Here is an 8,883-nt window from a genome sequence, read left to right on the forward strand (position 1 = left end):
CGCGACCATGATTCGATTACTGCGCAACGCCCTGCTCGCCCTAGCCTTGCTGACGCTGGCCGGGTGCGACGGCGGCGGCGCCGACGCGGGCGCCGGCGAACCGCCCGGCGCGGCGGATTTCACCGTACTCGCCGGCTCCGAACTCAAGGACGTGGAAACCCAGTTGTCCGACGAGATCCGCAAGGCGACCGGGGTCCGGCTGCGCTTCGCCTACGCCGGCACCCTGGATGCGATCGACCGGCTCAACGCAGGCGAGCAGTTCGATGCGGTGTGGGTGAGTCACGGCAAGTATCTGGCGATGAATCCGGCGCTCAAGCTCAAGTTGCTCGCCCAGGACAAAGTGATGCTGTCGCCGGTGGTGCTGGGCGTCAAAACCTCCAAGGCGCGCGAGCTGGGCTGGGACCAGAACGAACCGACCTGGAAGGACATCGCCGAAGCCTCGCGCAGCGGCCGTTTCAGTTTCGGCATGACCAACCCGACTTCGAGCAATACCGGCTTCACCGCCTTGATCGGCATCGCCTCGGCGCTGGCCGCCAATCCCGATGCGCTGACCGAAGCCGACGTCGCCAATCCCACCCTCAAGGCCTTCTTCCAGGGCCAGCGCATGACCTCGGGCTCGTCGGGCTGGCTCGCCGACGCCTATGTGCGCGATCAAGCCAAGGTCGACGGACTGATCAATTACGAATCGGTGCTGCTCAGCCTCAATCGCGACGGCAAGCTCACCGAACCGCTGGTGTTGGTCTATCCCAAGGAAGGCATCGTCACCGCCGACTATCCGCTGATGCTGCTGCAGGCCGGCAAGCGCGCCGACTACGACAAGTTGATCGCGTTCCTGCGCTCGCCCGCCTTCCAGACCCGCTTGTCGGAGACGACCTTGCGCCGTCCGGTCAATCCCGACGCCACCGCGGCCGCGGCGATTCCCAAGCGCACCTTGATCGAGCTGCCCTTCCCCGGACAGCCGCAGGTGATCGAGCGTTTGCTGGAAGGCTTCCTCGCCGACGTGCGTATTCCGGCCAGTTCGCGCTACGTGCTCGATCTGTCCGGCTCGATGGCCAACGAGGGTCGCATCGACGCGATGAAGGCGGCGATGGCGACCTTGGCCGGCGCCGAAGCCGGCTCGCTGAGCGGCCGTTACGCGCGTTTCCAGAAACGCGAGAAAGTCGGACTGCTGCCGTTCTCCACCCATCCCGAGCCGACCCGCTTGTTCGACATGGGCGATACGCCGCAGACCAGCCAGGCCACGCTCAAGGCGATCGCCGACACCGTCGCGCCGATGCGGCCCGACGGCGGCACCGCGATCTTCGACAGCGTGCGCCAGGCATTGGAAGAACTCGCCGCGGAAAAACGCAAGACTCAACAACCCCGGTACTACACCGTGGTGTTGATGAGCGACGGCGAGAACACCGAAGGCAGCGGCCTGCGCGAATTCATCGCCTGGCACGCGGCGCAGGACGAAACCCTGCGTTCGATCCGGGTGTTCCCGATCCTGTTCGGCGACGCCGACCTGGACGAGATGAACGCCCTGGCAGAAGCCACCGGCGGCAAGGTGTTCGACGCCAAATCCAAATCGCTGACCCTGGTGTTCAAGGACATCCGCGGATATCAGTGATGAACGAGCTGACCACGCCGACGACGCCGCAGCGCTTGCGACTGTATCTCTACAGCAACCGCAACATCGCCGGTTGCGTGTTGGGGCTGCTCGGCCTGGGGCTGTTGTTCGCCGGCGTGATCGATCGCGGCTGGCCGCTGATCGTGCTGGGCCTGTACGGCGTGGGCGCCCTGGGTTGGCCGCGCAACACCCTGGCCGAATCGATCGCCCAGACCGAAGTATCCGGCGAAGCCTTGGTCCAGCACATGGATCGGCTGGTCAAGCAGGTCGCCAAGCGCCTGCCGCCGCCGGCCTTGGAAAGCCTGCGCAACATCCAGCAGACCCTGCAAGAACTGCTGCCGCGCCTGAGCGAACTCAAACGCAATGGCGCCTTGTCCGCGCAGGCCGCTTTCACCGTGCAGGAAACCCTGCGCCGCTATCTGCCGGACATGCTCTCGGGTTACCTCAAACTGCCGCCGGTGTTCGCCAAGACCCAGGCGCTCAAGGACGGCCGCACCGCCGCGCAGACGCTGTCGCAGCAATTGCAGTTGTTGGACGATTCGCTCAAGCGCATCTCGCGCGACGCCTTCGCCGGCGACGCCGAATCGCTGATCGTCAGCGAGCGCTTCCTGAAGGAAAAATTCGACGCCAAGTCGGCGTTCGAACTGGCCTAGGAGACCGCCGATGCCGCCCGAAGACGACGCGCTGTGGGCCATCCGCGAGGAGTTGATCGGCGAAGGCCGCCTGCCCGGCGCGCAGATGCGCGCGCCGTTGGAACAGGCTCAGCTCGACGATATCGCCTGGCGCATGCTGCGCGCCGGCGTGCAGCCGACCGTGGAAAGCCTGCGCACCGTCTATGGCCGCGGCTCGCCCAACCGGCTGCACCCGATGCTGCGCCGGTTCTACGCCGGCCTCGCCACGCGTCTGCAGTTCGCGCCGCTGGCCGAGGACGTACCGGCGCCGCTGCGCCAGTTGTGGTTGCAGGCCTTGGATCTGGCGATGGACGCGGTCGCGGCGAAGCACGCGGCGCAGGCCGAGGATCTGCGCAAGCGCGAAGCCGAACTCGACCGGCGCGAGGCGGCGCTGGCCCTGCACCTGGCCGAAGCCTCCGCGCACGCCGTCGCGGCCGAGCCGAGCCCGCCACGCAAACGCGAATCCGCGCGGCGGATCGGCAACGAGCGTTCGCCGGACTGAGCGGCTCGCCGGTTCACGCGATGGGCATGAGCATGGCGCAGCGCCCTGTGCAGCCGCCTGCGCGATCGACGCGGCGGGCCCGGGCCGTCGGCCGAGCGTGGGTGCCGCATCGCGAATGGGCTAAACTAGCCCGGTTACCGCACCCTGCCCGGATGGCGAAATCGGTAGACGCAGCGGACTTAAAATCCGCCGGCCTCGCGGCCGTGCCGGTTCGAGTCCGGCTCCGGGCACCACAGCGCCGTCTTGCACCATCCCGAGTTGCCCCGGTAAAGAGCCAAAGCCCGCAGAAATTCGGGATTTTTCGTTTCAGGGCGTTCCGCATCGTCCCGTTGCAACCCGTTCCCTTCGGGGATACCGTTGGGGATACCAGCGACGGAATGCTCAGGGTGGGCGTTCCGGTATCCCAAGGAACCGACCCCATGCCTAACCCCCGATCTACGGGCCTCACCGATACCCGCGTCCGCCAAGCTAAAGCCGACGCCAAGCCCTACAACCTCTACGACACCGCCGGCCTCTACGTGACCATTGCCACGACCGGGGCGAAGTGGTGGCGACTGAAGTTTCAGCACGCCGGCAAAGAAAAACGAATGGGCTTGGGCGCATATCCCGAGGTCTCGCTCGCCGAGGCTCGGAGTCGGCGCGATGCCGCGCGCGCGGTCGTACGTGACGGCCGCGACCCGGCCGCCGAGCGCAAGGGCGAACGCCAGCGCGCGGCGTTGTCGGCGGCGACGACATTCAAGGCGGTGGCGGAGGAATGGCTCGACAAGCAACGCCAGCGCCTCGCGGCCGTGACCCAGGCAAAGGCCGAGTGGTTGTTGGGAATGGCTTACGCCGGCTTCGGCGCGCGCCCCATCGCCGAGATTGCCGCTCCCGAGGTGTTGGCGATGCTGCGCGGGATCGAGGCACGCGGCACGCACGAAACGGCATCGCGGGTGAAGCAACGCATCGGACAGGTGTTTCGATACGCCATCGCGACCGGGCGGGCCGAGCGCGATCCCACCGCAGATCTGCGCGGCGCGTTGACGCCGGTGGTGTCGAAGTCGCGGGCGGCGGTGACGCATCCCGACGATGTGGCCGTTCTGCTGCGCGCGCTGTATGCCTACGAAGGCCAGCCGACGACCTGCGCGGCGTTGAAGCTCGCTCCGTTGCTGTTCGCGCGCCCCGGCAACCTGCGGGCGATGGAGTGGTGCGAACTTGATCTGGATGCCGAGGAACCGGAGTGGCGCATCCCGGCCGGCAAGATGAAGATGCGCGACGAGCATGTGGTGCCGCTGCCGACGCAGGCCGTGGCGATTTTGCGCGCGCTTCACGCGCTGACCGGGAGGGGGCCGTATTGTTTCCCCGGCCTGCGCACGGCGGGTCGGCCGATGTCGGAGAACACAGTCAATGCCGCGCTGCGCCGACTCGGATTCGATAAGGACACGATGACCGGCCACGGCTTCCGGGCGATGGCGTCCACGCGGTTGAACGAAATGGGCTGGTCGCCGGACGTGATCGAACGCCAGCTCGCGCACGCCGAGCGCAACAAGGTGCGAGCGGCCTACAACCGGGCGCAATACCTGGGCGAGCGGCGGAAGATGATGCAGGCGTGGGCGGACTGTCTGGACCGGCTTCGCGAGGGTGAGAACAAGGTCGTTCCGATTCGGCGCAAGCGCGCGTAGCCAGCGACTTACTCGGGCTTGTAAACGTCCCGAGCCGTCCCAATCCGTCTCACCTCCCAAGATCACGGCGCACTACCGTGTCCCCACCCCCGTCGCAACGCCGGGTGGGTGATCCGCGTCGCAAGGAGCCAAGACGAATGAATCGCGACATCACGCCCGGCGCGGCGTACCGCTTTGAACACTTCCGGGTTTCCGACGGGGGCGGCCTGTCGCTCCCGAAAGGTACTGCGCCAGAATTCGTGCAGCTAGTGAATCGCGCTTGGCGCAGTTCGCCGACCCCGGCCGCACGTTCTCTCGACTGGTGGGGTGTGCTTGCGGAATTCGCTTCTTATGCGGCGCGGTGGGGGCGCGCGATGTACCGTGTCGTGCGATCACCGACGGGGGATGAGCGGCTGCGATTCTTTTGGGATGAAGCCGATCAGGCCGCGTTCTTGCGAACCCATCCAGGGACCGAACTTAGGCCGCATCAGCCGCAAGCCTTGTTTACACCGGTGGGTGCGGTACACGAGCTTCAGGCGTTCTTGACGACCTGGGACGGCGAGGCGAACCGTCATCCGTGGAAGGACGCGCTGCCTGAGGGATTTGAAGGTGTGACCTACGAGGACGTGTTGACGGCGTTCGCGCTGCACTTGATTCATGAAGCCTTGCCGTGTCCGGCGACGGGTTGGTGGCCGGATCACGCCGTCAACGGTTTGGTGCAAGCCGGCCTCGCGCTTGCGATCGCCGAGTACTGGCGGGGCCACAACGGCCGGGAGGAAGCGGTCAGCGATGAAGCGGCCACGCGCGCGCGCCGCCGCTGGGAGCCGCTGGGGCCTGTCAAGGCGCGTGCGCTTGAACTGTATCAATCACGCAAGTGGCCGAGCGCTTGGGCCTGCGCCGGCAGCATTGCTCCGGAGTTGGTCGAGATGTCGCGCGCGGTGGGCCTGCCGTTGAGTCCGGAGAATGCGCGGCGCACGGTGTATGGCTGGATCAAGCCGCCCCGGCGCAGCCCGCCGTCAATGTTGGCTGCCGGCAGCCGGTAATGGGTGGTCTGAGCGCAGCCGGGTAGCGGGCTGCGCGGGGTCCACTAACGTCTCTGCGCAGGTCGTCAACGCGTGCAGGCACACGGTCTAGGCGTACGTTCGCATCTGATTAGCTTGTTGCATCGCTGCACCCGCAGCGGCCCATGCGATCCCGCATCGGCCCATTGCCGGAAACCATCGATGCAAAACAAACCCCGCCTTTCCCCGTCTGTCTCCGACCTGCTGCGCCTGCCCGAGGTGATGCGTCGGACCGGCTTGTCCCGTAGTGAGGTGTACCGCCGCGTCGCGGCGGAGACCTTTCCCGCTCCCGTCAAACTCGGTGCTCGCGCGAGTGCGTGGGTAGCCGTCGAGGTCGGGGCCTGGATCGCCGACCGCATTGCCGCGCGCGCGGTCAAGGAGGTCGCATGATCGTGCGCTTCCTGCACCTGCCGGACGGCACGCCGGTCGAACTCGATACCGAAACGGCGACGTTGCGCGCGCCGACCGCGCACTTGCGCGAGAGCGGCGGCGTGATGCCGGTGGGTCTGCCGCGCCGGCTGCATACGGCCTGGATGCTGTCCTTGCCGATGGCTTTGAGCGATCTGGCGACGGCGACGTGGCCGCGCGGTGAGGCGATAACGCTGGCGCAGGCCCGACGCATGGTCGATGCCGCCGACCCCCGCGAACTCGACACGATCCTGGCCGGTTTCGATGCCGACGTCGGCGGCGATTTGGACGCCGGAGGTTTGGCCGCGCTGATCGAAGCCGGACTGTCCGATCTGCGCGACCTGGAGGCCCCGCGATGATGCCGCGTCCGAATCGCCGCAAGGTGGTAACCGAGCGCGCTGTGCGCCTGCCGATCCGATGGCGCGACCGATTGCCCGATCCGGCGACGTACTACGCCGCCCATGTCGCCAGCCTGGGCCGAGCGACCGCCGACGGCTGGGCGCGCGGTTGCTGTCCGTTCCACGAGGACCGGAACGCATCTCTGAGCGTCCACGTCGGCGACGCGCGCGGTGGCTGGCGCTGCTTCACTGGTTGCGGCCACGGCGATCTGGTTGCTTTCCATTGCCGATTGCACGGACTCGACTTCATCGCCGCCGTGCGCGATCTGATCGGGAGCGGACGATGAACTCCGCCGCTCTACTTCCGGCAACTGTCGGCAACAACGACGAGGCGGCCCGACGGGCCGCCCGTCACCTCGCGCACGGCGTCATCGCGCAGGGCTATCAGCCGACCGCCTTGCACGCCTACCGCCTGGCCGATGGCGCGGCGTGGGCTTGGCGTATGCGCTGCGATCATCCGCAACACGGGAAATGGATGCGTCCGATGCGGCGGGACGGCGGCGACTTCGTGATCGGCGAGCCCGACGCCCCGGCCAGCGGAAAGCCGCTGTATCTGCTGCCGGAACTGCTCGCGTCCGACGATCCGGTGTGGGTGGTGGAGGGCGAGCGCTGCGCCGACGCGCTCGCGGCCTGTGGATTGACGGTGACGACCAGCGGCGGCGCGGATAGCGCGCAGGCGGCCGATTGGTCGCCACTGCGCGGACGCAGGTGCATCCTTTGGCCGGACCATGACACTGCTGGCCAGCGCTACGCCGACGTCGTCGCCGGCCTGCTGCGTGCATTGGGATGCACGGTAGAGGTCGTGGAAGTCGCCGCGTTGGGTCTGCCGTCCAAGGGCGATTGCGTGGACTGGCTGGCCGCGCATCCCAGCGCGACCGTGGACGATGTGGCCGCGTTGCCGCGCGCGCTGAGCACGATCCAGGGCGACGGCGTCGCCGCCGCGCGCGAGGGCTGGGGCGAACCGGAGCCGCTGGTGCGCGAGGTGCCGGCGTCTGCGTCGTATCCCGCCGACGCGCTGGGACCGATCCTGGGCGATGCCGCGCATACCTTGCACCGCATCGTGCAAGCGCCGCTGGCGATCTGCGGGCAATCGTTGTTGGCGGCGGCCTCGTTGGCGGCGCAGACGCACGCCGATGTCGTCATCGATGGCCGCGTCATGCCGTTGACGGTGTGGGGATTGACCGTGGCCGACTCCGGAGAACGCAAGTCGGCGGTGGACGCCGAAGCCTTGCGCATGCACCGCGAGGTGCAGCGTGATCGGGTTGAGCGCTATAAGGACGCGCACGCCCGCCACCTGATCGAGTTGGAGGCTTACGACACTGCACGCGCGGCGGCGAAGCGCAGCAAGCAACCCGACGCCGTGCGCGCGGGGTTGCTCGCGCTTGGACCCGCCCCGGAACCGCCGTTGTTGCCGTACCTGCTGGCGTCGGAGCCGACCTTGGAGGGCATCCACAAGTTGCTACAAGCCGGTGGCCCTGCGCTGGGCCTGTTCTCCGACGAGGGCGGTCAGTTCCTGGGCGGGCACGCGATGGGCCGGGACCACGCGACCAAGACGGCGGCGGGCTTGTCGAAGCTGTGGGACGGCGGCAGTGTGGACCGTATTCGCGCCGGGGATGGCGCAACGGTGCTGTACGGGCGGCGACTGGCGCTGCACTTGATGGTGCAACCCGTCATCGCCGAGGCGGTCTTGTCCGATCCGCTGTTGACCGGGCAAGGATTCTTGGCGCGTTGCCTGCTGGCGTGGCCGCCGCCGATGGCAGGCACGCGCAGCTACACCGAAGCCGACGCCAGCGCCGAGCCGGCCTTGCAGCGCTACGGCGCGGCGGTCGCCGACCTGCTGCGTCGGCCGTGGCCGCTGCGCGAGGGCCAGCGCAACGAACTGGAACCGCGCCGGCTGCCGCTCAGCGCCGAGGCAAAGCGCCTTTGGATCGAGGGCTATCACACCATCGAGGCCGGGATCGCGGACGAGTATGCCGCGATCAAGCCGGTCGCCAGCAAGGCCGCCGAACAGGTCGCGCGCGTCGCGGGCGTGCTGACCCTGATCGCCGATCCTGACGCCGTGCAAGTCGAGGCGACGGCGATTCGGTCGGCGGCGGTGCTGATCGACTGGCACCTGGGCGAGGCCGCGCGGTTGGCCGGCAGCGCGGCCTTGTCGGTCGAGGTGCAGCGCGCGCAGGCGGTGTTGACCTGGTGTCGTGAGCGCCGCAAGGCGTGGACGTGTCCGCGCGAACTGATCCGCCTGGGACCGAACTGCGTCCGCGAAGGTGGGGCAGCGCATGAGGCGATGGCCGAACTGGTGCGGGCGGGCTGGGCGCGACCGGCCGACGACATCGAACTTGACGGGCGACGCCGCCGCCGGGCGTGGCGACTGCATCCGACCGTGTCCGATGACGACTGACCCCTGCGACAATTGCGACATTGCGACGCTTTTTGTCCCAGGCCGTCCCGACCTTCAGTCGGCGGCCGAAAGTGTCGCAATTGTCGCAATGTCGCAGCGGGTCCAGCTCCGCGCGCGCAGCCGTGCGAATGACCTTCCCCGATTCCCTGACCACGATCCCGGAGCCATTCATGGGCCGACTGGCCGACGCGATGAC

The 8,883-nt window shown here is 67.9% G+C and carries 9 protein-coding genes and 1 tRNA gene; all 10 read left to right on the plus strand.

Annotation, left to right across the window (positions count from 1 at the left end; genetic code table 11):
* Window positions 1-7: 7 nt before the first annotated feature.
* The 10 genes from ACTOWJ_RS28590 to ACTOWJ_RS28635 all read left to right on the plus strand — a co-directional run bounded on the left by ACTOWJ_RS28590 (window position 8) and on the right by ACTOWJ_RS28635 (window position 8,687).
* Window positions 8-1,609 carry a substrate-binding and vWA domain-containing protein gene (locus ACTOWJ_RS28590; protein ID WP_441338038.1) on the plus strand — a complete coding sequence of 534 codons (1,602 nt, stop codon included), beginning with the start codon at window positions 8-10 and terminating at the stop codon, window positions 1,607-1,609.
* Window positions 1,609-2,262 (plus strand): hypothetical protein, encoded by a 654-nt coding sequence (locus ACTOWJ_RS28595; RefSeq protein WP_441338039.1) that lies wholly within the window; start codon window positions 1,609-1,611, stop codon window positions 2,260-2,262. Before ACTOWJ_RS28590 ends, ACTOWJ_RS28595 begins: the two co-directional genes overlap by 1 nt.
* Window positions 2,263-2,272: 10 nt before the next feature.
* Complete coding sequence (locus tag ACTOWJ_RS28600) at window positions 2,273-2,782, plus strand: DNA-binding protein (RefSeq protein WP_441338040.1); 510 nt, start codon at window positions 2,273-2,275, stop codon at window positions 2,780-2,782.
* A 146-nt stretch (window positions 2,783-2,928) separates the two neighbouring features.
* Window positions 2,929-3,015 (plus strand) — tRNA-Leu (locus ACTOWJ_RS28605).
* Between the two features lie 186 nt (window positions 3,016-3,201).
* Window positions 3,202-4,443: a tyrosine-type recombinase/integrase gene (locus ACTOWJ_RS28610; RefSeq protein ID WP_441338041.1), complete on the plus strand. Its 1,242-nt coding sequence runs from the start codon at window positions 3,202-3,204 to the stop codon at window positions 4,441-4,443.
* Window positions 4,444-4,580: 137 nt separating this feature from the next.
* Entirely contained in the window at window positions 4,581-5,465 is an 885-nt protein-coding gene (locus ACTOWJ_RS28615) for a hypothetical protein (protein WP_441338042.1), read from the plus strand.
* A gap of 180 nt (window positions 5,466-5,645) precedes the next feature.
* Window positions 5,646-5,873, plus strand: coding sequence for a helix-turn-helix transcriptional regulator (locus ACTOWJ_RS28620; protein ID WP_441338043.1), 228 nt, complete (start codon window positions 5,646-5,648; stop codon window positions 5,871-5,873).
* Window positions 5,870-6,250, plus strand: coding sequence for a hypothetical protein (locus ACTOWJ_RS28625; protein ID WP_441338044.1), 381 nt, complete (start codon window positions 5,870-5,872; stop codon window positions 6,248-6,250). The genes ACTOWJ_RS28620 and ACTOWJ_RS28625 overlap by 4 nt, the downstream gene beginning before the upstream one ends.
* Complete coding sequence (locus tag ACTOWJ_RS28630) at window positions 6,247-6,576, plus strand: CHC2 zinc finger domain-containing protein (RefSeq protein ID WP_441338045.1); 330 nt, start codon at window positions 6,247-6,249, stop codon at window positions 6,574-6,576. The genes ACTOWJ_RS28625 and ACTOWJ_RS28630 overlap by 4 nt, the downstream gene beginning before the upstream one ends.
* The gene (locus tag ACTOWJ_RS28635) at window positions 6,573-8,687 is read left to right on the plus strand and encodes a DUF3987 domain-containing protein (RefSeq protein WP_441338046.1); all 2,115 of its coding nucleotides are present in this window, start codon (window positions 6,573-6,575) and stop codon (window positions 8,685-8,687) included. Before ACTOWJ_RS28630 ends, ACTOWJ_RS28635 begins: the two co-directional genes overlap by 4 nt.
* The last annotated feature ends 196 nt before the right edge of the window (window positions 8,688-8,883 follow it).

The organism is Lysobacter sp. CA199 (genome assembly GCF_052078715.1).
Classification (GTDB): domain Bacteria; phylum Pseudomonadota; class Gammaproteobacteria; order Xanthomonadales; family Xanthomonadaceae; genus Lysobacter.

Excerpts from the sequence above, each read along its gene's own strand:
- ACTOWJ_RS28600 (WP_441338040.1), top strand. The coding sequence starts at position 2,273 with ATGCCGCCCGAAGACGACGCGCTGTGGGCCATCCGCGAGGAGTTGATC.
- ACTOWJ_RS28625 (WP_441338044.1), top strand. The coding sequence starts at position 5,870 with ATGATCGTGCGCTTCCTGCACCTGCCGGACGGCACGCCGGTCGAACTC.
- ACTOWJ_RS28620 (WP_441338043.1), top strand. The coding sequence starts at position 5,646 with ATGCAAAACAAACCCCGCCTTTCCCCGTCTGTCTCCGACCTGCTGCGC.
- ACTOWJ_RS28590 (WP_441338038.1), top strand. The coding sequence starts at position 8 with ATGATTCGATTACTGCGCAACGCCCTGCTCGCCCTAGCCTTGCTGACG.
- ACTOWJ_RS28610 (WP_441338041.1), top strand. The coding sequence starts at position 3,202 with ATGCCTAACCCCCGATCTACGGGCCTCACCGATACCCGCGTCCGCCAA.
- ACTOWJ_RS28630 (WP_441338045.1), top strand. The coding sequence starts at position 6,247 with ATGATGCCGCGTCCGAATCGCCGCAAGGTGGTAACCGAGCGCGCTGTG.
- ACTOWJ_RS28595 (WP_441338039.1), top strand. The coding sequence starts at position 1,609 with ATGAACGAGCTGACCACGCCGACGACGCCGCAGCGCTTGCGACTGTAT.
- ACTOWJ_RS28635 (WP_441338046.1), top strand. The coding sequence starts at position 6,573 with ATGAACTCCGCCGCTCTACTTCCGGCAACTGTCGGCAACAACGACGAG.
- ACTOWJ_RS28615 (WP_441338042.1), top strand. The coding sequence starts at position 4,581 with ATGAATCGCGACATCACGCCCGGCGCGGCGTACCGCTTTGAACACTTC.